The organism is Bacillus cereus group sp. MYBK95-2 (assembly GCF_051915225.1).
Classification (GTDB): domain Bacteria; phylum Bacillota; class Bacilli; order Bacillales; family Bacillaceae_G; genus Bacillus_A; species Bacillus_A cereus.
On the sequence record NZ_JBQAEH010000001.1, the window covers coordinates 1,215,458 to 1,235,758 of the forward strand.

Sequence of the window (20,301 nt, forward strand, 5' to 3'; positions counted from 1 at the left end):
AAATACACAAATAAAACGATTACATTTTCATATATACTAAATGTACAGGTAAGACTCCCTAAACCCAGCTTGTCTGGTTACCCCGTTAAATACTATGAAAAAAGAACTTGTATCGTTATACAAGTTCTTTTTGTTTCTTTTATTTAAAGAGGATATCTTTACTATATTGATTTCCGACGAGTAAATCATATTGGAGCATTTTATATTGCTCTAACATTTCTTTTTGTTTCTTTGTTAAATCATTGATTACTTCTCCATTTTTATCAACTTTTAATTCATCTCTAAGCACTGGTATTTCCTTGTAAAATTCCGATAAAAATTGATAAAATAAGGATTTATTTAATCCTGCATAATCAAAAATAAGATTAGAAAAATGAATTGGGCTTACTAAACCTAAATTATCATTTGGCATATCAAAGTTTGCATACATTAATAACGGCGTTTGCGCCATCGCTAAACGTTCATTCGGTGTTTTTTCATTCGTTATATACCCATTTTCTTTATAAAAAGATTTATTTGTTCCTAATGATGGAAGATGATCTCCAAAGAATACTAATAATGTAGGTCTATCTAAATTATCTAGTTGCTCTATTAAATATTGAAGAGCCTCATCTGAACGTCTTAATCCTTCTGTATACGTCTCTAATTCTCCCTTTGAATCTTCATTTTCTAGACCGCTAATTTCGATTAGGTTTTCACCAAATCGGCCCTCTGTAAATGGAAAATGATTTTGCATCGTAACTGCATGAATAAATGTAGGTTGTTTTTGTTCCTCTAACTCAGCAATTATCTCTTTACTCATCGCTAAATCACTAATATAATCTCCATCAATATCCACATTTTCCATCGTGTCCTCTGCATTAAACTTATCAAATCCTAACACCTTATATACATCGTCACGTTTAAAGAATGTGCGACCAAATGAATGAATTGCACTTGTATAATAACCTTCTTTTTTCAACGCCGTAGGGATTGATGGAATTTCTTTCTTATTTGTAATAACCTGCTGATATGGTATAGAACCTGGCTTTAACAAACTCATTGAATAACTTGTTAATGCCTCAAATTCAACGTTCGCCGTATTTCCCCCAAATGTAGGAGAAATAGTTTGTCCACCAGGAAAGTTTTCTATATAATGATGTAAATTTGGTACAGGATCTTCACTAAAAGAAAGGTTAGTTACTTTCGTCGGATCCCAAAACGATTCACTCATTACAAAAATAATATTCGGTTTCTCTTTTTTCTTTTGGCTCCCTATATTTCCACTATATTGTTTTTTTATATCGTTTGCTATTTGAAGCATATTTTCTTTAGAATAATTTTTTGGTTTTTCCATAACTGTTGTATCTAAATTGCTAATAAACCCAAGTACAAAACCATTTGAAGCATAGTTCTCATTTTGATTCCACAAAACAAAATCTACACCTGATTTTTGAAATACTTTATTCATAAATGTATTCGCAAAATTACCATACGCATATAGAACAAAAATAGACCCTACTACTAATAAGGCTCTTATTCCTAGATGAATCTTTACATTTTGAATATACCTTCTCATATATATCCCTGCTACAATACAAGCTACGATACTTAAGATAATGACAAAAATATAACTCCAACTAAAATAGTCCATCACCATCGGTATAACAGATTGCATATGCGTAATTTGTGTAAAATCAGAAGGATATAACGGATCACCTCTGAAAATAAGCTTCAAATAATTCACAATACATAAAATGACTAACGTACAGCTCGTTAAAACCATACTTAGAAAAACCTTACCTATTAAATTATATACAAGAATATATATTGCATAAATTACTGCAAAACTTAATATAAACTGCATATTATAAAAGTAAATCCAATTCATTGCCTCTATGAAACTCATATTAACTTGCATGACAATATAAAATAACGCTACTGTATGAGCTAGCAAAAATAATATAAAATGCACTCGTAGGGATGCTCTAAGTATAGGCATCTCTTTTTTATTGAAATGCGTAATATAAAACGTTATGCCCCATATGAAAATCATCATAACACTTAAAACAAGCTTTTGATTTAAATGATCTTTCATCATGTCTAAATTGAAAACCTTTAAAATCATAAACAGCATAGTTATTACTAATAAAGTCACCATACTACTTATAATGCTAGAAATTAATATATTTCTTTTTGGAAGATGAAAAAGTGTAAAACCAAACTTCAATTCATTCCCTCTTTTCTATGTATTAATTTCACCTCGCATCGAAAAAACTATTTGTATTAAAATAACATATATCCTATATTTCGTCTGCAAACTTGCTTCTACTATAAATATATTTCCTTAATACTTCCTTAATCAATAGTTAAATTGTGGCATACAAATTACTCATTCTTGAAAAACTTAATTTCAGCACTCCACTTTATGATATAATAACTATTTTTTAGAAATCCTTAATGCTATTAAAGATTCGACATGAAAATACGAAAGAATTAATAAACAAGCGTTGTACGTTTTTAACAACTATTACTATAACGAAAAGAACCCGCCACAAGACAGGTTCTTTTCGTTATTTTATGATAAAAGAGAAGATGATTAGCATGTGTATTATATAAAAGGAAGCAGCCATATTTTCCATACGATACATACGAGTACTGTAACTACAAAATCAAAAAAATCTAATCTCGGACCTTTTTTCATATTCATATGTAGCCACTTTATTTTTGTATATTTATGGATGTTTTTCTTTGCAAATCGGTAAATAAGCATTTGCATAATAAAAAATCCGGCCACAAAAATAAATAATAAGATGAGAAATCCAATCACAAAATCCCTCCTATTTTTGTAGCGTTTTTTCTACTATCCGATTTTTCAAAACCCACTCTTCAAACTGGGCACTTCCAAATTCCCAACTAAGGTCGCGAGCATGTACAGAAAAAACGTAATAACCGGCATATTCATCCATAAACCTACCTAACTCTACATCGTCTTTCTGAATACCGTATACTCCAAAATTAAAATACACATCCCATACGTCTTCATTCTTCCTCTTATAAGCAATCGATTCCATATCACATTCTGTCCCGAAATAATCAAGATGTAAATGTACGCTATCATCGTATTCGTACTCCATTTTATCACCCCTTATATTTGTACTTCTTTACCTCCAAAAAAATTCCTGCTATCTACACTCACATATGGGCACTTACCTACATATCATGCTTGTAGAGTGACTTCTGGGAGGTGTTATATAGTGAAAAAATTAATCGCGATTTTTTGCATCATATTACTAGCTGTTTTTACTTTTGCTGCTTGTAGTAGTAAAAAAGAAAGTACGAAAGAACAAACCCAAAACATTCGCGTCGGCGAAGTTACCCATTCTCTCTTCTATGCCCCATTATATGTCGGGATTGAAAAAGGATTTTTTAAAGATGAAGGACTAAATATTGACCTACAAACAACAGCTGGTGGCGATAAAACGATGACCGCCCTATTATCTGGCGGAATTGATATTGCTCTCGTCGGTTCTGAAACGTCTATTTACGTTCATCAACAAGGAGCGAAAGACCCTGTCATTAACTTTGCACAGCTTACACAAACAGATGGGACATTTTTAGTTTCACGTAAAAAACTAGACTCTTTTAATTGGAATGACGTAAAAGGTGTTACATTTTTAGGACAGCGTAAAGGCGGCATGCCGCAAATGGTTGGGGAATACGTTTTAAAGAAAAATGGCATTGATCCTCGTAAAGATACGAACTTAATTCAAAATATCGAATTTGCTAATATTGCAAATGCCTTTGCATCTGGTACAGGAGAGTTTGTCCAGCTCTTTGAACCGACTGCAAGCATATTCGAAAAAGAAGGTAAAGGTTATATCGTCGCTTCATTCGGAAATGAATCTGGTACTGTTCCTTATACAACATTCATGGCAAAAGAAAGTTTCTTAAAGAAAGATAAAGCTGCTGCTGAAAAGTTCACACGTGCGCTCTATAAAGCACAGCAATGGGTTGATACACATAGTCCAGAAGAGATTGCTGATGCTGTTTCCCCGCTATTTAAAGACACTTCAAAAGACATTACAGTAAAAGTAATTGAACGGTATAAAAAGCAACATTCTTATTCGACAAATCCACTACTAGATGCGGAAGAATGGAAACAGCTCCAAACGATTATGAAAGACGCTGGTGAATTACAAAAAGAAGTCCCACATGAAGCGCTCGTCAATACAAAAATTGCCGAAAGCGTTATTAAGAAATAGAGGCGAAGTGTATGAGTTTTTTACAAATACGTAACGTTTCTCACTGCTTTTTTGCAAAAGAGAATGCCAAACTTATTCTTGAAGATATGAGCTTACAAGTGGAAGAAGGCGAATTTATTTCTATACTCGGCCCAAGTGGTTGCGGTAAAACAACGCTCCTCTCAATCATTGCTGGGTTACTTGATCCAATTGATGGTATTGTCTTTTTAGATGGTGAACCAATTACAACGAAAACATCATCTATGGGATATATGTTGCAGCAAGATTACTTATTCCCGTGGAAAACGATTGAAGAAAATATTATGCTTGGACTTCATATTCGAAGGATTTATGATGAACAAATGAAAGAACATACTTTAAATCTTTTAAAGCAAGTCGGTCTACATGGGGTAGAAAGACAATATCCTCGTGAACTATCCGGTGGTATGCGTCAACGTGCCGCTCTCGTTCGAACGTTAGCAACTGATCCGAAAATTTTATTACTAGATGAACCATTCTCCGCACTCGATTATCAAACGAAATTAAAACTAGAAGAACTCGTTTTCAACTTACTAAATAAATATAAGAAAACATCACTACTTGTTACTCACGATATTGAAGAGGCGATTGCGATGAGTGATCGTATTTATTTACTTCAAGCGAATCCTGGAAAAATCGCGAAAATCTTTATCGTCCCGGAAAGTATCCGTTCTTTATCACCGTTAGAAGCACGCCATCACTACGATTTCCCAGCCCTCTTTCAAGATATATGGAAGGAGCTGGAACGACTTGGATAATATAAAACAACTACATGAACAATTTCGAAAGAAAGAACGCAGGCGTGCTTGGATTGCTCGCTCATTACAGCTTTTACTACTTATTCTTTTCTTTGCACTATGGGAAATAGCTAGCAAAAAAGAATGGATTGATCCTTTACTCTTTAGCTCTCCTTCGAGTATTTGGGATCTCTTCTTAACGAAATGGATCGACGGTTCACTTTGGGTCCACATATGGACGACATTGCTGGAAACAGGAGTAGGCTTCATTCTCGGAACGGTACTCGGTGCTATTATTGCCACGTTTCTTTGGTGGATGCCACTTCTAGCCCGCGTACTTGATCCTTACCTCGTCGTCCTAAATGCAATGCCAAAAGTTGCACTCGGTCCAATCATCATCGTTATTTTCGGTCCAAACATTTCATCTTCTATCGCAATGGGAGTAATCATTTCCATCATCATTACCATTCTCGTTATTTACAGTGCATTTCAAGAAGTCGATTCTAACTATATAAAAGTGATGGATACATTTGGCGCAAATAAATGGCAATGTTATAAGCAAGTCGTTCTCCCTGCATCCTTTCCAGCAATTATCTCAACGTTAAAAGTAAATGTTGGTTTATCCTGGGTTGGTGTTATTTTCGGAGAACTTCTCGTTTCCAAACAAGGACTTGGCTACTTAATTAGCTACGGATTCCAAGTCTTTAACTTCACACTCGTCTTACTTAGCGTACTACTCACATGTGTTCTTGCAACTCTTATGTATGTATTTGTTGAGGCATTTGAAAAAATTCTAATTGGAAAAAGAAAAAGAAGCTGACTCAAAACAGTGCGCTATAGTCAGCTTCTTTCTTTTACCTTTTATCACACATTTTCGTTTCATTTGTAATGTTTCCATCCGCAACCGTAACTGTATGGAAACAGTCTTTCACACGTACTGTAACGACATTATCTTTTCGATCTATCACATGATAATCATTAAACTTTTCATTCAAAGCACTACGAATTTGCTCCCCTTCAAAAATCGGAAAACCGTGAGACATTACCCAAATGAGACCAGCAACAGCAAGAATCGTTTTCATACGTTTCATTACCTCCTCGAGAGTAAACTTATAGTCCCTACAACACGCGCATTATAATTGTGTCTAAATTGTGACATTTTTATACTAATTCTCTTTTGTGCCTCCAGTTCCTTCTTCTTTTTGATAAAAATACAGAATTTTCAATTTTATCAACATAAGAAAAAACGCAAAGAATTAAAAATTCTTCACGCTTTTCTTTAATGAAACTATATCGAAAGCATAACTCACATTAGTCTCCATTTTGTTGTTCTATCGTTTTCGAAACATCATATAATCCTGACAGCACTTCCGCTCTCATTTTTACAAGCTCAGGGAACTGATAGAAGAAAGCAATTTTCTTATATTTTAACTCTGTTCCTTCTTTCACTTTTTTTGAATCTTGTAAAATGAACGCTGTAAATGTATCTGCGATATCTTCCGTTACATTTGTTGTTCCATATAGCGATACAAACTCATCATGCTTTTCTTTATAAAATTCAATTTGTGCCTCTTCACTTTCTTCTACTTTCTTTTCTGTCCACTCTTGCTCAATTGGTTTCCAAAATTCATTATAAAATTGGTTAATATACGAACTTTTTCTCACACATCCATTTTTCACGAACACCGTTTTACATTTATTTCGATATGATGAAATGTCTTTCTCTTCATCAAACGCCTCTAAATACTTTCTATCCACTGGTACTTGTTTATGTCCAATCGTTAATACGTGAGCCGTTTCATGAATTAATGTTTTCATCACTTCATCTATATTCACCCCAGAATCAAGCACGTCTAAACTAAGCACCCAATCTCTCGGATCATCTATACTTGGCATGACATGGGCAACAACGCCATCATAACCATCCGTTATTAGACCAAATCCTGTTATATTCTCACGATATTTCACTGGGACGAGAGTGCGATACATGTCCCATAAGGTTTCATGATACTCTCTATCTTGTCGCTGACTTAACAAATCATCTTTTGCTACTTCGTCATCTGCAAAAACTTTATTCAATCTCTTACGATCCAATCTCTCAAAATAAGGATCTACAATTTCTTCATCATCGATATAATAAGAAGCTAAAAAGAAGTAATTGTCATCCTCTTCTTTTTTCTGTTCCGCCTCTTTCATATTCATACTTTCATACTCTTCTATGTCATAATCCTCTACTTTTTCAAGTTCTGAAAGTCCCTCTATCTTTTTATATACTTTTTGTAATGTTTTATCTCCTATTTGCGTGCACTCTTCTTCTGTTTTACAAATTTCTTTTTCTTTTGTAACCTCGATAGCACTATCGCATCCTGCAACTAAACCGCTTGCTATAATACAACACACTAACTTGCCATACAGTTTCTTCATACAATCCCCCATTATTCCATTCTACAAAATATCATAATCATTTTTTTGCGAATATGCGATAATTAATTATAAAAACTGCAAGGAGGCTTCTCATGATTCGTGCAATCTTATTCGACTTAGATGGAACACTATTAGATCGACGCCAATCTTTAGAACAATTTATTTGTGAGCAATATAATCGCTTCTCCTCACATTTGATGAGTATAGAGAAATCAGAGTATTGTTCTCGATTTCTTGAACTCGATAATAATGGCTATACGTGGAAGGATAAAGTATATGCTACTCTCCTTTCCGAATACAACATTACTACTTTAACGCAAGAGCAACTACTACACGACTATATTACAAACTTCCAACATCATTGTATTCCTTTCAAAAACACGCATGAACTACTTCAACAGTTAAAACAGCGAAACATTAAAATTGGTATTATCACAAACGGTTTTACTGAATTTCAGATGAGCAACCTTCGAGCACTACATATACATACGTATACAAACACCATTCTCGTTTCAGAAGCTGAAGGAATTAAAAAACCTCACCCTGAAATTTTCGAACGTGCTTTGCAAAGACTAGATGTGAAGGCAGAAGAATGTCTTTATATTGGAGATCATCCAGAAAACGATGTGCTTGGTTCTGAACAAGTAGGGATTCTTGGTGTTTGGAAAAAAGATTCGTTTTGGGGTGATTTTAAGCATTCACGTATCGTAGATGATTTGTTGGAGGTGCTTTCGTTTTTAGAGGTGGAGATGGAGATAAAAATACAATAATAGTAATTAAATTATATCAACAATTTTCACAATATATTGATTTACCGACAAAAAATAATAAGAGGAGGCAGTTGTTCAAAAACGCCTCCTCTTATTATTCATATACTGTAAACTGCGGTTTACTCGGATGATCTTTTACTAGCGCATCATCTGGAAACTTTGAAACTTTTTGATATACGGCAATGTCGCCGATACACCCTGCTGTTAGTAGAATTCCTAAAAATGAGAGTGGCTCCAGATTCATAGCTAATCCCAATACAATTGGCAAAATTCCAGTTGGTAAAAACGGAAGCATTAACACTTTCTTCATTTGCTTTACTGTAACCGCCTGTTTAGAATGAGCATATGCAACACCTAATTTCCAATTAACGCCCCATTTTAGTTCACTCCACGGAACACCTCCGATATAGCGAAAGCCAATTAAATGTATCGCTTCATGAATACAAACGAGAACAATCATTGCGATAATAAAAAGAAACATCGTTAATAATGTAACTTCGACTTGAACCCCACCTGAAAGAAATATATGCAAATAACCAATTCCAAACGACAAAGCAATTATTATAAAAAATAAAGAAAAGTTTAATTTAACCATCGAAACAGTAACAGTCGTTTCTTTTCTTTTATCCATCTTCCCCCTCCTAAAATGTAAATATATCTTTACAAAATTGTATAATATCCCCAAAATAATGTAAAGATATGTTTACATTTATTCTTACATACAAAAAAAGAAACCGGCTACTTTACTTCGTAAAACAGCCGATTTCTTCTATATGTTTCATCGTACGCGCTAATACGTCATCGCGCATTATAAAGCTAAATTTTCTATTCGTTTTAATGTTGTCAGGAATGTCTTTTAATAAAACAGACCCTTTCGTTTCTTCGTAATGCGTATGTTCTTCTACCGCACTAATTGTTGCAAAATAAATGTTTTTAATGATTATTTTGTCTTTTCCAGATACTTTGTATTGTCCTAAGTAAGTTAAATCAGAAACTATGCCGCCGGTTTCTTCATGAACCTCTCGAACTGCCGCTTCTTCCGGTGTTTCCCCTAGTTCTACTTTACCACCTGGAAATTCAAGACCGCGACGTAAATGATGCGTTAATAACCATTGATCCCCGTACCGGCATACAACCCAAACATGCTTTGGCTCAGGAGAAAATGGATAACGTTCAAACGATAATTGTACAGTGTTGTGGTAATAATCTTTAAATTTGTACATGCCATTACTCCCCTATTGATGGTTACAAGTTTTTCCTACCACAAATTGTAGCATATTCTCGCTTTTCTGCATAATATTATCCAATTACAATCCATTGATTATTCCCATTTGTGCGACTAATTCTTTCGTCTCATGATTTCCTAAATCGTAAATCATTTTATATGCTTTTTGTAGTTGTTCATCATATCGGTCATTATTTGAATCGTGATGATACTCAACAAATGGAACGTGGGAGCGTACAAATGACCCTAAATCTTCTACATATGCTTGATCAAAGTGCTCTCTTAATTCCGTAATTTCCTCATCATTTGCGGAAATCTCAAAATTATACGTATCCGCCGTCTTCACTTGTGAAATTTGACCGTTTCCTATTGATATATAATATGTTTTTTTCGTCTCCATGTAACACCCTTCTTTCATCCTTTTATTTTCTATTGTTTTCATCAATTACAAAATTATGTAAAATAAAGAAAAGGAGGGATTTTATGTTCAAAATATTAATTATCGGTATTATCATCGTCCTAATCATCCTCGTACTCTCCGTCATGACAATTAATAAAGGCTATGCTTATAAACATTCCGTCGATAAACTAGAAGACAATCCTTATACAAAAAAGAATAAGGAGAATTCCTAATATGCTTCGTATACTTCGCATCATAGTAGCACTCACTGTGATCGTTATGTCGGCAATTGGATTATATACAGGTCAAAATAATTCTTTACCTCTTTCACAATTTCTATTAGGGGCTTTAATGTTTCTCATCGCATTTGAACAAATAAAGAAAAGGGAATCAGCAACTGGACTTATTTGTATTATTGCCGGTGCTTTCATTTGGATTGTTCTCATTATTACCTACATAAAATAGAGGAGGTCTTTTATGCTAAAATGGGGACGGATTACTTTATCACTTATTGCCTTATCTATAGCAATCTATGGATTTTTTACTGGTAATAGAGAAATAATCCCTTATATGTTCATCTTTTTAGGAGGTATGGCCCTCACCATAAGTTTAGAGGAAAACAGCAAACAGGAGGTAGTGTGCTCGCTCTACTAGCAGGAGCCGCTGCTTTATTTATTGGTTTCACAGAAATATTCTAGTAAATGGTCTAAAGGGGGCTATACGATGCTAACTCTAACTATATTACGGATTTTTTTAGCATTTTTCATGCTTCTCTTACTCACTCTAAGCACTTATGTCCATTTTACCGATAATTTTTCACTTCTCCCATACGTACAATTTATTCTCAGTTGTTCCTTTATTCTTCTAGGAATTAATGAGTATCCCGTATTTTTTCGTTTCTAGTCTCATATTCTTCTTTTTAATATCAAACTCTTTCGCTACATGTAGAATAAAATTTCGATCAATTTAGCATTTATAATTATTTTCTCTCAGTAACTATTTCTTTCTACTTAAGGGGGATTCCATGTTAAAAAACATTCAAATCATAATCGCCACTATCGCTCTTTCTCTCGCCCTATTTAGCTTCTTTGCAAACTTCACTATTCTTTTACCTTACGTGTTTATCCTTTTAAGTATTATGTTTATCCTTTTTGGAATTGATGAAATGAAGAAACGGGAAAAAGCAAAAGCATTTGTTTATTTTCTCGGTTCTGCCTTTGTTTTATATGTTGGAGTATCTAATATATTTTCATAAAAAAGAAGAGTATGTTCGCTCTTAGTACAATAAAAAAACTGCCCTTTCACAGGCAGTTTTCCTTTTTATCCAAACACTTTCTCAAGTTCATCTTTATCTTGGCTTAACCAGAAGTTCATTAAGCGTTGTGCTCCTTCTAAGTCGTGAAGCTTCGCTTGACCACATTGTGTTTCATTTGCAGCTGGAATTTCTGTAATTTGAACCGCATCTTTTAATGTTAGTTCTAATAAATCAATGATTTCTCGTACTGTCGGTGTTCCGCTTACTACAAGATAATATCCTGTTTGGCAGCCCATCGGTGAAATATCGATAATATCAAAATGCGGATAACGATCAATATATTTACGTAAATTAAATGCTAATAAATGCTCTAACGTATGAATAACATCTGGTTTCATTGCTTGTTTATTCGGTTGGCAGAAACGAATATCAAATTTATTTACAATACCGTCACTACCTACATTGTGAACTCCGCAATGTCTTACATAAGGTGCCTTTACAATCGTATGATCTAATTCAAAGCTTTCTACTGATGGCATACAACATCTCTCCCGCTTTTAATTTAATTCCGTTATATCCAATATGATATAACGGAAATGCACATTAGTAAAGTATTATGTACAGTCGTGCTATAATACTTTAAGAATATGCTGAAAAGGAGACCGTTATGAAACAGATTTTTATTGGGATTATACGCTTTTATCAAAAATTCATTTCTCCGATGACACCACCAACATGCCGTTTTTATCCGACTTGTTCTCATTACGGATTAGAGGCGTTTCAAAAACATGGTGCACTCAAAGGTTTTTGGCTTACTTGTAAGCGTATATTAAAATGTCACCCTTTCCACCCGGGAGGATTTGATCCTGTCCCAGATAAAAAGGATGACAAAGTAAATTCTTAATTGTCGTAACCATTCACAACTAAATCTAATTTTCCTGTTTCAGGATCGATAACAAGACCGTGAACAGGTACTTCTTCTGGAAGTAACGGATGGTTGCGAAGTATCGATACGCTATGTTCTACACTTTCTTCTACACTAGAGAACCCTTGTAGGAATCTTTCTAAATCGATTCCAGAATAACGGAGTGTATCTAATTTCTCATTTGTTATACCGCGCTCTTTCATCTTCTCAATTGTACTGCTTGCCTGAATTTTTGCCATACCGCAATCGTGGTGACCAACTACACAAACTTCATCAGCACCAAGTTCATATACAGCAACTAAAATACTACGCATAATACTTCCGAATGGATGTGAGATAACAGCTCCTGCTACCTTAATAATTTTCACATCACCGTTACGCATATTCATTGCTTTTGGTAATAATTCAACAAGACGAGTATCCATACAAGAGATAATTACCATTTTTTTATTCGGGAATTTTCCTGTTTCATACTCTTCGTATTTTTTCTCTTCAACAAATTTCTCATTGTACTGCAAAATCTCTTCTAATGACTTCATAGTAAAGGACCCTCTTTTCTCTCGTTTACACTACATAAATAGTGTACCAAAATATGAAAAACTCAAAAAGGATATCGCTTTATAGTAAAAACAAGATATTTTCAGATAATCGACATAATTCTTTCAAAATATACACACAGCTTTGTAACAAGTTTCACATACTTTAAACGTATTTTCACTATAAACTGATTGTAGATAATGTAAAAAAGGAGTGAATATTTATTATGTCCGACGTTCTGTTACTGAGTCGTTTTCAATTTGCAATTACTATTTTTTATCACTTTTTATTTGTACCTTTGACAATCGGACTTGTTATTTTGGTGGCATGTATGGAAACTCAATACGCCCGCACATTGAATCCAACATACCGCAAAATGGCAAATTTCTGGGGTAAATTATTTACAATTAACTTCGTAATGGGGATTATAACCGGGATTACAATGGAATTCCAATTTGGAACAAACTGGTCTGAGTACTCCAAATATATGGGAGACATTTTCGGATCACCTCTCGCAATCGAAGCACTTGTTGCCTTCTTCTTAGAATCTACTTTCATGGGAATATGGTTATTCGGTAAAGACAAAATTTCACCAAAGTTCCGTGCCTTCTGCATGTGGATGGTTGCACTTGGAACAAATATTTCCGCCCTTTGGATTATTACAGCAAACGGCTTTATGCAAAACCCTGTTGGCTACGTAGTACGTAACGGCCGCGCTGAATTAAATGATTTCTGGGCACTCGTTACGAATCCATACGCTTGGAATATGTTCTTCCATACTGTAGTTGGTTGTTATATTGTTGGTGCTTTCTTCGTTATGGCAATTAGTGCCTATCACTTATTACGTAAAAATGAAGTTGAATTCTTCAAAAAATCATTTAAGTTCGGCTTAATGTTAGGCTTATTCGCCGCAACAATTACACCGTTTATGGGACATCAATCTGGTGTATCAGCAGCTAAATATCAACCCGCAAAAGGAGCTGCGATGGAAGCAGTTTGGGAAACTGGAAAAGGACAAGGCTTCTCAATTGTTCAAATTCCTGATGTAAAAAATGAGAAGAACTTTGAATTCCTTACGATTCCAAAACTCGGAAGCTTCTTCTATACAAACTCATTTGATGGCGAAATTGTTGGTTTAAAGGATATTCCGAAAGATGAACGTCCAAATGTTAACCTCGTGTATTATAGCTTCCGCTTAATGGTTGCACTCGGTATGTTCTTTATGGCATTAACTTGGTATGGCTTCTATTTAAACCGAAAAGGAAAACTAGAAAACTCAAAACGTTATTTAAAAATTACAATATGGTCTGTCTTACTTCCTTATATTGCGATTAACGCAGGATGGATTGTCGCTGAAGTAGGTCGCCAACCATGGACAGTATATAAACTAATGCGTACAGCAGAATCTGTATCGCCTATATCTGTTCCACAAATTTGGTTCTCATTAATTAGTTTAATTTTATTCTACACTTTACTTTTAATCGCAGACGTATACTTAATGCTGAAGTTCGCGAAAAAAGGACCTGCCGCATTAGAAGAACCTGCTACTGAGGGAGGTGTGGCTCATGTCTCATGATATGCTTGCAATCATCTGGTTCGGTTTATGGGGCGTGATTTGGACAGTTTACTTCATTCTTGACGGGTATGCACTTGGTAACGGAATGATTTTTCCTTTCGTTACGAAAGATCGACAAGAACGAAATCAATTACAAGAAGCAATTGGCCCGTTCTGGGGCGGTAATGAAGTATGGTTAATTACAGCTGGTGGCGCAACATTTGCTGCCTTCCCAGTCACATATGCTAATATGTTTAGTTATTTATATACACCGTTATTCTTAGTATTACTTGCACTATTTGCTCGTGCCGCTGGACTGGAATTCATGCATAAAGATGATTCACCAATTTGGCAAAAAACTTGTAAATGGGCATTTGCAATTGGCAGTTTCTTAATCGCCTTTTTATTCGGTGTTACATTTGCTAACTTGTATTACGGACTACAAATCGGAAAAAATGGCTATGAAGGAAATTTACTTAGCTTACTAAACCATTACGGTATATTAGGTGGTCTTTTCTTCACTGCTATATTTGTCGTATCCGGTGCCCTTTGGGTCATGATTAAAACGACTGGTGAAGTATCCGACCGTGCTTATAAAATCGCAAGACCGTTTTCAATGGCAGCTGCTATCATTTTAGCTATTTTCTATGTAGCGACTGCTAATCGAACAAACTTATTCCAAAACTTTACGGAATATCCGGTACTATTCATTCTTCCAGTACTTGCAATGCTAATGAGTGTACTCGCACTAATTATGGTGTACAAACATAAAATTGGCCTTGCATTCACATTCGTTTGCCTAACAATCGCAATGTTTATGACAACTGGCTTTGCAGGTATGTTCCCAAGAATGTTACCATCTCGTATTAACGATGCATACAGTACAACGTTATACAACGCAGCTGGTAGTCAATTAAACTTAAAAATTATGTTCTTCGTTGCAATGGTCATGGTACCAATCGTTATTGGATATCAGCTTTGGAGCTACAGTATATTTAAAAATAAAATTCATAAAGACTCTGCTAAAGGGTATCACTAAGGTAAAAAAAGACACTTCATTTGAAGTGTCTTTTTTATACGTATGATTTTCGATAAGATGTTATATTCCTAATCTAACAACTATACTACAGAAGAATCATTAACAGCTCACAGCTAGATTGTATCATAGGGCAACTTCATCATTTTATGCAATTTTACATACTGTACTATAAAGTAAACTGTATCCCCTGATCATTCGCATCATTATCCCATACATCAGCTGTACTAATCCCGCTAAACGTTTGTACTTTCATTCCTGTATTTGATGATCCCGATCCATTATAAGCCTTCGTCTTTTCAATCGGCTGTACGTTATATTTGTCACCTACATTAATTGTTCCATTGCAGTTTTCAATAATAACACCTTCCACAACTGCCGGCATTTTGTCACCCACTTTCATTTCTTTACTTTTATTTTATGAAAATCGCCTAGAAAAATAGCATGTTTCAATAAGAAAAAGCACTCAATTTGAGTGCTTTTTCTTTAAGCATAAAGACAAGTTTGGAGACAGTTGACTTCTTCAAAATTTTATTAGGGGTAATATTTTGAAAAAGAAAGCCTTTCATATGTAGGTTAACACCACTGGAATATATAGTAAATTGATAATGTTTATACGGAAGATTGCTAATGTTTAGTATAGATAGTTTACACTATGCTAACAGTGTAAACTATCTATACTAATAAAAAAAGGTGCCTTCAAAAAAGACACCTTTCAAAAACAGACACTATAAAACAGAATTATTTATTGTTATACGATTGTTAGATACAAAAAGTAGAGGGAAATGTTTGTATGAAATTCTGCTTTATAAAGTCTGTCTACAACTTATATTGTAATCCTCTTCATTTGAAAAAAAATATAATATGCACAATTGCATACAAAAAGAAAAAGCACTCTACTAAGTGCCTTTTCAACCATTTTACTTTTAATATATCGCTTTGAATATATTGTAACATACGTATCTATATATTTTATTGAGAAAATTCAAAATCCTTTTTCTTTCATTTTCACTTATAAAATCATGTAATATAAAAGGTATGTCAAATTCTTATACAAGTTGAGGTGTACTATATTTATGATGTATTTCGGAATTATTCCTCTTATATTATTTATTATTTTTCTTATCTCATATTTAAAAGATCCGCGAAAAATAATAAACGGCTTTTTATTTAATGCCTTTATCTGTTTTTTCCTTCTTTTTTGTGTGATTGTATCATTGAACTCAGATAGTGATGTCCTACGCTACATTATATTTTTACCTTTTTTAGCACTTCTCATTATGCTTCCTTTCGGTATTGTTGCTTTAATGTTTGGGCTATTTCTTAATGCTAGAATTTTAATGAAGCGAGAAGGACGACGGTTCACTAACTGTTTAACACTCCTTGCTGCTTTAGGGATGTTATTCTTTATGTTACTCCCTATTATAAATCCAGCAAGTTTGGTTTCATCGCATTTAGAGCCTATTTTTGCAGCTATTTCTCTTATAAGCATATATTTCTTTATACACTTATCTAACTTCTTAAGTGCATATTTTTTATACCAATTCAACAGACCAAGACGTAATCAAGATTTCATCATCGTTCTTGGTAGCGGCTTAATTAATGATAAAGTACCACCTTTACTTGCAAGCCGCATTAATAAAGCGATTGACTTCTATTGGAAACAAGCCGCTGTTAATACACCACCAACAATTATTTTTTCTGGTGGACAAGGTCCAGATGAAGGTCTTCCAGAAGCGGAAGCGATGCAAAGTTACGCTGTTGAAAAAGGAATTCCTCTTGAACATACAGTCCAGGAAAATCGCTCTGTAAACACATATCAAAATATGCTGTTCTCTAAAGAAATTATGGATTCTTTAAAACCAGAAGGTAAATATAAAAGTATTTTTACAACGAATAATTTCCACCTTTTCCGTGCTGGTATATATGCAAGACAAGCCGGTCTTAATAGCCAAGGTATTGGATCAAAAACTGCATTTTATTACTGGCCTAACGCAATGATCCGTGAATATGTTGCGATTGTCGTAATGGGACGCAAGCGCCATATGAAAATATGTGGAACTATTTTAGGTTTCGCTTTATTCGTATCAGTACTTAGTTTTATATTTTCTTAATAGCATCCCATCCTTTGAAAGGATGGGATTTCTTATACTGATTTCAAAAATATTTTAAAGATAATATGGTGATAATATTCCCTGCATACATCCATTAAAGGAGAATTTTTTCAAATTAAATGTTAAAATAAAATTTAGGTGTGAATTACGTAACAAATAAGAAACTAGTTTGAAACGAGGAAATTACATGGAGAAAATTATCAAAAACAAGCCCAATAAGCTAAGAATTGCTTCAAAAGCTTTGATGATTATTATTGGGGCATTTATCACAGCGTACGGATTAGAAGCAGTATTAATTCCAAATAACGTATCAGACGGTGGTGTAACTGGTTTAAGTATCGTTAGTTCAAGATTATTTGGATTGCCATTAGGAGCTCTAATCGCAGTTATTAACATTCCTTTCGTTTGGTTAGGGTATAAGCAAATCGGTAAAAGCTTTGCGATTTATTCTATTATCGGAATTGCTTCATTAGCAGTAGGTACCGTTGTCATGCACGGAATACCAGCTATTATTGAAGGCGATACATTATTAGTTACAGTTGTTGGTGGTATTATCATCGGTTTTGGTATGGGACTAGCATTACGTAACGGTGGGGCATTAGATGGAATCGATATGCTTGCTGTATTGCTTTCTCGTAAGTTACCATTTGGAACGAGTGACCTTATTTTATTCTTAAACATGTTCGTATTTATTTTCGTATCAACGGTATTCGGCCTGCAAGGAGCTATCCTTTCGGCAATTGCTTACTTTATCGCTTCGAAAGTGATTCATATCGTTGAAGTTGGTTTAAGTGGTTCAAAAGCATTTAAAATTATTACAAAAGAGCCTGAATTAATGGTAGAAACAATTCGCGATCGTTTAGGCCGAAGTGCAACATATAACGAAGTATACGGTGGTTATTCAAGAGAGAAGTTTAAAGAAATTTCATGTGTAATTAACCGTTTAGAAGAAAGTAAAATGAAAGAACTTATTAATGAAATCGATCCACACGCCTTTATTACAGTTTATGACGTAGCAGAAGTAAAAGGCGGTAACTTTAAGAAACGTGATATTCATTAATCGTTATGAAAAAGAGGGTGTGCCAAAATTTTGGCACACCCTCTTTTTATTATTAAGTTGCTATCGTTGTCAGTTTTTGTCGGTAAGTCGATATATTTCAATAATCGCTGATATATTTTTACTTCCTCCCTTATGCCTAAATCGTACCACATGAGAGGAATTAATTCCCATAACAAAAAAAGACCAAAAAGCAAATTCCACTTTTCGGTCTCTACACTATCTTCTCTTCGTAATTTTTCCTGAACCACCGACCCTCGTTTTCGGAGGAGATGTATTCCTTGGCGGCGTTTTAATAGATGATTTTGGCTTCACATCTGATCCGCTTGAACCGCCTGGTGTTTTTGTAATTTTACCCTTGCTTCCAGTAGAAGGTGGGGGCGTCGTATTACTTCCTTTTTCAGTAATACTTCCCTTATCACCTACTGATGGTTTCGAATCTACATTATCGCCTCGCTTAATGATAGACCCTTTCCCTTCCTTCGTAATTGGAGGTGGGGTTTTCTTTTCTTCTTTTGTAGGTGGTCTCTCTGGAATAACTGGTTTATGATTTTGTCTATCGTTATATCCTCGATAATCACCGTATGATGATTTTCGTGAACCGAATATATCGTTTAATATGCTACCCATAATATATCCTTGCAAGAAGGACGGTTGGTAATTTTGACGGACAAATTCTTTATTACTTATTTCAATTAACGTATCAGATGGTTTCTCTTTATCCTTTTGCAGGTTATAAATCTTATCAGAATAAACGAGGAACATTTGATTTTCGTCTTCTTTAGATGCTTGCTGCGGTTCTCTTTCATTAATGAGTTCCTTTGCGACTTCAGGAACTGACCGATTGGCGGCCCTATACACGTAAGATTCTTGTTTACCTTCCTTGGCAACAGATTCAAGTGGATAACGGTCTTGAATCGACTTTGTCTGCCCGCCTTGACAACCTGATAAGGCATAACCAGCAACAACAAGTAATATAACGATAGCAAGTATAGGGATCACAAACGATTTAATCATGGTAAACAATCGGTTTGACATGATTACGCCCCCTTACGTTGCTCTTATAATTTGTACATCAGCAGGAATGATTGCTTCTCCCTCATACATCATTGTGCGACCATTTTGCCATTCAATACGCAATAATTTCCGATTATCTGATTGGAATTCCCATATATACTGTTCTTCTGAAGCTGAGAATGGAGTTTTTCCCATCACAACAACACGTCCGTTATATTGTTCTTCCATATGATACTCGGTATCATCCATTTCAATTGTCGTCGGAATTTCATCAATTGAATCTAAGCGACCATCAATTGGAGTATATAATTTGTAATACGTATTTTCTCGGTCTTCAATTTTTAAATAACGAATATCTTTTCCATCTTGCAATGTCAAAACAATTTCCTTACGCGAATGCATACTCGTTTTCCCAATTAATTCATACATAACTAATGAAACTTCAATCATATCGCCAGGAGCTAACGTTAAAAGACTCTTTTCCGGCTTCGGTGGCTCTGGGCTTTTCATTATATTTTTAATTCGTTTAAATAAACTCATGATCTACCCCTCCTTTTCTCTTTATAAACAAGCACCTAAAATTAGTGCACCAACAATATGTAATGATCCGGCTAACATCGCATGTGCAACGCTACCTTCTTTCGTACCTTCTTCTAAATCAAGACCAGACATTTTCTTTAATACGAATTCGATAAACATTTCTACCACTAATAAAATAACGAAAGAAACTGCTGATGCAAGAAGTGCTTGCCATAAATCATTTGCTTTCGTTATCGATTGAGATAAAATGTACCCTTGTGCAAATAATTTCATAATAAAACGAGTTGTTACAGCTGTATTTCCATTTTTGATTTCTTTTAAATCATTGTATTTTGTAAAAATTGAATCAACCCACATAATTGCAAATAAAAGTACTGCACTCGCTCCAGTCCATACAAGCATGGCAACTACATTCATCCATGTCATTGCAAAACCTCCTCTAAAATA

At 34.5% G+C, this 20,301-nt stretch carries 26 protein-coding genes and 1 pseudogene; 13 read left to right on the forward strand and 14 right to left on the reverse strand.

What is annotated here, in order from left to right:
- Positions 1-139: 139 nt before the first annotated feature.
- The 3 genes from ACTFN4_RS06310 to ACTFN4_RS06320 all read right to left on the reverse strand — a co-directional run bounded on the left by ACTFN4_RS06310 (position 140) and on the right by ACTFN4_RS06320 (position 3,116).
- A complete protein-coding gene (locus ACTFN4_RS06310; RefSeq protein ID WP_439962143.1) occupies positions 140-2,209 on the reverse strand; it encodes an LTA synthase family protein in 2,070 nt (689 codons plus the stop codon).
- A 381-nt stretch (positions 2,210-2,590) separates the two neighbouring features.
- A complete protein-coding gene (locus ACTFN4_RS06315; RefSeq protein WP_439962144.1) occupies positions 2,591-2,809 on the reverse strand; it encodes a hypothetical protein in 219 nt (72 codons plus the stop codon).
- A gap of 10 nt (positions 2,810-2,819) precedes the next feature.
- Entirely contained in the window at positions 2,820-3,116 is a 297-nt protein-coding gene (locus ACTFN4_RS06320) for a DUF3986 family protein (RefSeq protein WP_000455580.1), read from the reverse strand.
- Positions 3,117-3,236: 120 nt separating this feature from the next.
- Here ACTFN4_RS06320 and ACTFN4_RS06325 point away from each other — a divergent pair, with 120 nt between their 5' ends.
- The 3 genes from ACTFN4_RS06325 to ACTFN4_RS06335 are packed head-to-tail and all read left to right on the forward strand — an operon-like array spanning position 3,237 to position 5,819.
- Complete coding sequence (locus tag ACTFN4_RS06325; protein WP_439962145.1) at positions 3,237-4,244, forward strand: ABC transporter substrate-binding protein; 1,008 nt, start codon at positions 3,237-3,239, stop codon at positions 4,242-4,244.
- An 11-nt stretch (positions 4,245-4,255) separates the two neighbouring features.
- Positions 4,256-5,020, forward strand: a complete 765-nt coding sequence (locus ACTFN4_RS06330; protein ID WP_439962146.1) for an ABC transporter ATP-binding protein — start codon at positions 4,256-4,258, stop codon at positions 5,018-5,020.
- Positions 5,013-5,819 carry an ABC transporter permease gene (locus ACTFN4_RS06335; RefSeq protein ID WP_000368771.1) on the forward strand — a complete coding sequence of 269 codons (807 nt, stop codon included), beginning with the start codon at positions 5,013-5,015 and terminating at the stop codon, positions 5,817-5,819. Before ACTFN4_RS06330 ends, ACTFN4_RS06335 begins: the two co-directional genes overlap by 8 nt.
- A 34-nt stretch (positions 5,820-5,853) precedes the next feature.
- Here ACTFN4_RS06335 and ACTFN4_RS06340 read toward each other — a convergent pair whose 3' ends face one another.
- On the reverse strand, positions 5,854-6,081 hold the full coding sequence (locus tag ACTFN4_RS06340) for a hypothetical protein (RefSeq protein WP_000849112.1): 228 nt from the start codon (positions 6,079-6,081) through the stop codon (positions 5,854-5,856).
- Positions 6,082-6,310: 229 nt separating this feature from the next.
- Positions 6,311-7,423, reverse strand: coding sequence for a recombinase family protein (locus ACTFN4_RS06345; RefSeq protein ID WP_439962147.1), 1,113 nt, complete (start codon positions 7,421-7,423; stop codon positions 6,311-6,313).
- Positions 7,424-7,515: 92 nt separating this feature from the next.
- On the opposite strand from ACTFN4_RS06345, the gene ACTFN4_RS06350 reads away from it, so the two are divergent.
- Positions 7,516-8,193, forward strand: coding sequence for an HAD family hydrolase (locus ACTFN4_RS06350; RefSeq protein WP_439962148.1), 678 nt, complete (start codon positions 7,516-7,518; stop codon positions 8,191-8,193).
- Between the two features lie 94 nt (positions 8,194-8,287).
- On the opposite strand, the gene ACTFN4_RS06355 is transcribed toward ACTFN4_RS06350, so the two are convergent.
- From ACTFN4_RS06355 to ACTFN4_RS06365, 3 genes are all read right to left on the reverse strand, one after another.
- The gene (locus ACTFN4_RS06355; RefSeq protein ID WP_000361288.1) at positions 8,288-8,824 is read right to left on the reverse strand and encodes a DUF3267 domain-containing protein; all 537 of its coding nucleotides are present in this window, start codon (positions 8,822-8,824) and stop codon (positions 8,288-8,290) included.
- A 112-nt stretch (positions 8,825-8,936) separates the two neighbouring features.
- Positions 8,937-9,416, reverse strand: coding sequence for an antimutator 8-oxo-(dGTP/GTP)ase (gene mutTA, locus ACTFN4_RS06360; RefSeq protein ID WP_000276385.1), 480 nt, complete (start codon positions 9,414-9,416; stop codon positions 8,937-8,939).
- 84 nt (positions 9,417-9,500) lie between these two features.
- Positions 9,501-9,818 (reverse strand): hypothetical protein, encoded by a 318-nt coding sequence (locus tag ACTFN4_RS06365; protein ID WP_000448409.1) that lies wholly within the window; start codon positions 9,816-9,818, stop codon positions 9,501-9,503.
- 83 nt (positions 9,819-9,901) lie between these two features.
- Between ACTFN4_RS06365 and ytzI the strand changes: the two genes are divergently transcribed.
- From ytzI to ACTFN4_RS06385, 4 genes and pseudogenes are all read left to right on the forward strand, one after another.
- Positions 9,902-10,051 (forward strand): YtzI protein, encoded by a 150-nt coding sequence (gene ytzI / locus ACTFN4_RS06370; protein ID WP_000472794.1) that lies wholly within the window; start codon positions 9,902-9,904, stop codon positions 10,049-10,051.
- Between the two features lies 1 nt (position 10,052).
- A complete protein-coding gene (locus ACTFN4_RS06375; protein ID WP_000944458.1) occupies positions 10,053-10,283 on the forward strand; it encodes a DUF3953 domain-containing protein in 231 nt (76 codons plus the stop codon).
- Between the two features lie 12 nt (positions 10,284-10,295).
- Positions 10,296-10,516 (forward strand): annotated as a pseudogene (locus ACTFN4_RS06380) (DUF3953 domain-containing protein).
- Between the two features lie 326 nt (positions 10,517-10,842).
- Positions 10,843-11,073 carry a YczI family protein gene (locus tag ACTFN4_RS06385; RefSeq protein ID WP_000916668.1) on the forward strand — a complete coding sequence of 77 codons (231 nt, stop codon included), beginning with the start codon at positions 10,843-10,845 and terminating at the stop codon, positions 11,071-11,073.
- A gap of 65 nt (positions 11,074-11,138) precedes the next feature.
- Here ACTFN4_RS06385 and luxS read toward each other — a convergent pair whose 3' ends face one another.
- Complete coding sequence (gene luxS, locus ACTFN4_RS06390; protein WP_001141371.1) at positions 11,139-11,612, reverse strand: S-ribosylhomocysteine lyase LuxS; 474 nt, start codon at positions 11,610-11,612, stop codon at positions 11,139-11,141.
- Positions 11,613-11,740: 128 nt separating this feature from the next.
- On the opposite strand from luxS, the gene yidD reads away from it, so the two are divergent.
- Positions 11,741-11,977 carry a membrane protein insertion efficiency factor YidD gene (gene yidD / locus ACTFN4_RS06395; protein WP_000809334.1) on the forward strand — a complete coding sequence of 79 codons (237 nt, stop codon included), beginning with the start codon at positions 11,741-11,743 and terminating at the stop codon, positions 11,975-11,977.
- Here yidD and ACTFN4_RS06400 read toward each other — a convergent pair.
- A complete protein-coding gene (locus tag ACTFN4_RS06400) occupies positions 11,974-12,537 on the reverse strand; it encodes a beta-class carbonic anhydrase (RefSeq protein ID WP_000838169.1) in 564 nt (187 codons plus the stop codon). The genes yidD and ACTFN4_RS06400 overlap by 4 nt on opposite strands.
- 224 nt (positions 12,538-12,761) lie before the next feature.
- Here ACTFN4_RS06400 and cydA point away from each other — a divergent pair, with 224 nt between their 5' ends.
- Together cydA and cydB are read left to right on the forward strand one after the other, a co-directional pair.
- Positions 12,762-14,111 (forward strand): cytochrome ubiquinol oxidase subunit I, encoded by a 1,350-nt coding sequence (cydA, locus tag ACTFN4_RS06405; RefSeq protein WP_001286188.1) that lies wholly within the window; start codon positions 12,762-12,764, stop codon positions 14,109-14,111.
- On the forward strand, positions 14,101-15,129 hold the full coding sequence (gene cydB, locus ACTFN4_RS06410) for a cytochrome d ubiquinol oxidase subunit II (RefSeq protein ID WP_000017662.1): 1,029 nt from the start codon (positions 14,101-14,103) through the stop codon (positions 15,127-15,129). Before cydA ends, cydB begins: the two co-directional genes overlap by 11 nt.
- A gap of 166 nt (positions 15,130-15,295) precedes the next feature.
- On the opposite strand, the gene ACTFN4_RS06415 is transcribed toward cydB, so the two are convergent.
- A complete protein-coding gene (locus ACTFN4_RS06415) occupies positions 15,296-15,529 on the reverse strand; it encodes a spore germination protein (RefSeq protein ID WP_002001299.1) in 234 nt (77 codons plus the stop codon).
- 673 nt (positions 15,530-16,202) lie between these two features.
- On the opposite strand from ACTFN4_RS06415, the gene ACTFN4_RS06420 reads away from it, so the two are divergent.
- Together ACTFN4_RS06420 and ACTFN4_RS06425 are read left to right on the forward strand one after the other, a co-directional pair.
- A complete protein-coding gene (locus ACTFN4_RS06420; RefSeq protein WP_000990094.1) occupies positions 16,203-17,240 on the forward strand; it encodes a YdcF family protein in 1,038 nt (345 codons plus the stop codon).
- Between the two features lie 187 nt (positions 17,241-17,427).
- Positions 17,428-18,300 carry a YitT family protein gene (locus ACTFN4_RS06425; RefSeq protein ID WP_000411246.1) on the forward strand — a complete coding sequence of 291 codons (873 nt, stop codon included), beginning with the start codon at positions 17,428-17,430 and terminating at the stop codon, positions 18,298-18,300.
- Between the two features lie 216 nt (positions 18,301-18,516).
- On the opposite strand, the gene ACTFN4_RS06430 is transcribed toward ACTFN4_RS06425, so the two are convergent.
- The 3 genes from ACTFN4_RS06430 to ACTFN4_RS06440 are packed head-to-tail and all read right to left on the reverse strand — an operon-like array spanning position 18,517 to position 20,280.
- Complete coding sequence (locus tag ACTFN4_RS06430; RefSeq protein WP_000071199.1) at positions 18,517-19,335, reverse strand: DUF4247 domain-containing protein; 819 nt, start codon at positions 19,333-19,335, stop codon at positions 18,517-18,519.
- 12 nt (positions 19,336-19,347) lie between these two features.
- On the reverse strand, positions 19,348-19,854 hold the full coding sequence (locus tag ACTFN4_RS06435; protein ID WP_000051745.1) for a DUF4178 domain-containing protein: 507 nt from the start codon (positions 19,852-19,854) through the stop codon (positions 19,348-19,350).
- Positions 19,855-19,875: 21 nt separating this feature from the next.
- On the reverse strand, positions 19,876-20,280 hold the full coding sequence (locus tag ACTFN4_RS06440) for a DUF350 domain-containing protein (protein ID WP_000220087.1): 405 nt from the start codon (positions 20,278-20,280) through the stop codon (positions 19,876-19,878).
- Positions 20,281-20,301 lie beyond the last annotated feature (21 nt).